This is a genomic window from Kribbella sp. NPDC026596, from assembly GCF_040638415.1.
Classification (GTDB): domain Bacteria; phylum Actinomycetota; class Actinomycetes; order Propionibacteriales; family Kribbellaceae; genus Kribbella.
The window spans coordinates 1-1777 of sequence record NZ_JBEZYF010000156.1; the positions used below are offsets into that span (position 1 = coordinate 1).

A 1777-nucleotide genomic window follows, 5' to 3' on the forward strand; every position below is an offset into this window, starting at 1 on the left:
CTTGAGTTGGGTCAATCGGGTTAGTGCCTTGGGATCGGGTGATCCAGTGCGTCGAGGATCGCCTCTTGGTCGGGACTGAGGGCGGGTGGGATCGTGGTGATCACGCCATTGATCTCGACGGTGGCTGAGCGAAGTGGCTTGAGGGTGCGCAGGAACCGTCGCAGCGATAGGCCGGTTCGGTTCTGCACGGTGCGGGACACTGCGAGCGCGGTGAACACGATGGTCAGGTGCGCCTCGATCGCGTCGCGGGTGCGGGCGAACATCGGCCGGGCTTGTAGGTCGGTCTTGGACATCCGGAAAGACTGCTCGACGTGCCACAAGTCGTGGTAGCTGGCGATGACCTCGGGCGCGGGCATGATGCTGGCTTCGATGTTGGTGACGTAGCCCTTCAAGCCGACCAGCCGGCGTGCCCGCGCGAGCGATGCCTCGTCGAGCTCTTGGGTGCCGTTGCGGGTTTTGAGGAATCGCGGTGTCCTCGCGGTCTTCTCGCCCGCGACGACCGCTCGGGCCTTGTTCTCCTGCAGGGTCAGGGTCTTGTTGTCGCGCACCGCCCGTTTCGTGGAGTACGCCCACACCGCTCGCCATGATCGAGGATGGGTCTGGGAGTCCCAGACCGGCTCGGCCTTGACCTTGGGGTCACTCGCGTTGCTCGTCACCCCGCGCTGGTCCTTCGGGGTGATGGTGTCGATCACCTGCCCGTCAACGAACGCGTCACCGTGCCACCGGAAATGGGACTCCAGATCCTTGGGGGCCTTCGTGATCCGGGAGCCGACGATGAACCGCAGGCCCGCCTCGTCGAGCTCGCGCAGGTTGGTCGCCGACAGCATGCCCGCGTCGGCCACGACGACCATGTCGGCCAGGCCGTGGCGTTCCTGGAAGGCCTTGATGATCGGGACGATCGTGAGCGTCTCTGCCTTGTTGCCCTCGAAGCAGCCGATCTCGAGTGGAAACCCGTGCCGGTCGACCAGCAGCCCAACAACCACTTGCGGGTCGACTCGACGTTCCTTGGAGTAGCCGACCTTGCGGAGGTCGTCTTCCTTGTCTGCCTCGAAGTAGAGCGTGGTGACGTCGTAGAGCACCAACGACACATCTCCATCGGTCAGGGCGTGGTTGAAGCAAGCGGTCGCGATCTGGTCGCGGTAGGCCCCCGCGCAGCAGCGCCGCAGGGTCCGTTTGCGGGTCGACAGGCTCGCCGACACCCGGCCCATCTCGGCCAGGACACGGTCGATGTCGAGCAGACTGGTCGGCTCCACGATCCGCGCGATCACCAGGTCGCGGAAGACCTCATCAGCCACGACGTCGAAGCCAAGGCTGGCATACACCCCAGCGAGAGCGTCGTACAACAGCCCGCTGGAGGTCTTCAGCACACGCGAACGCGGCACCACCTGCCGCGATGCCGGCCCACTCGCCGCGCTCGCGAACAGTCCCGCCGCCGGCGGCGGGACCATCACAGCCTTCAAACGCGCCGGCGCGATCCCGAGATCCAGCACCCCCTGACGATCATCAGCCAGCAGGCGGCGAGCCTCTTCCAGGAGCAGACCCAACTCGACCTCATCACGAGCTGAGCCGACGTGCCGCACAATCCGACGCCGACCACCGACCGACTCCGCGATCTGAACCGCCGTGGCCCCCGAAGCCGTACGAACCCGCCGAACCCAGACCATCCGGCGATCCTACCGACCCGAATTAGTGCCTTGACGGCACACTAACCAAGCCGATCACCGCAGGTCAGCGCGACCTGGTCCCCAAAAACCTGTCCAGGTGACCCAAGTCAGGT

The 1777-nt window shown here is 65.5% G+C and carries 1 protein-coding gene; it reads right to left on the reverse strand.

All coding sequences use genetic code 11. The features are described 5' to 3' along the window. Positions 1-20 precede the first annotated feature (20 nt). Positions 21-1664, reverse strand: coding sequence for an IS1634 family transposase (locus tag AB0E63_RS46415; protein WP_360381322.1), 1644 nt, complete (start codon positions 1662-1664; stop codon positions 21-23). Positions 1665-1777 lie beyond the last annotated feature (113 nt).